The organism is Mycobacterium sp. 050128 (assembly GCF_036409155.1).
GTDB lineage: Bacteria > Actinomycetota > Actinomycetes > Mycobacteriales > Mycobacteriaceae > Mycobacterium.
Window position 1 is genome coordinate 1 of sequence record NZ_JAZGLW010000045.1, and the last position, 295, is coordinate 295.

At 64.1% G+C, this 295-nt stretch carries 1 protein-coding gene; it reads left to right on the top strand.

Annotation, left to right across the window (positions count from 1 at the left end):
- The coding region (locus SKC41_RS31760) for a hypothetical protein (RefSeq protein WP_330981559.1) at positions 1–295 on the top strand (295 nt) is incomplete at both ends.

The window sequence follows — 295 nt, forward strand, 5'->3', positions numbered from 1 at the left end:
GCCTGCACGAACTCAACGTCGACGCCCTGACCGCTGCGCTGGACATCCGGCGCGAGCCAATCCACATCCTCGGCATCAGCGGCGTCACCGAGAACGCGGTTTACTACTACGGTGCAATCCTGCTGATCTACAAGAACTTTGACACCAACGAACTCCGGTTGGGCGTCGACGTCGATGGCACGTGGAGCGAGCCACACGCAGCCGCCCTCGAAAAGATCGGCGCCGTCGACCGTCTGCGTATCACCGCAGCCCCCGCCGACGAGGTCCACGAATCCGTCACCGACTCGGCCGACCG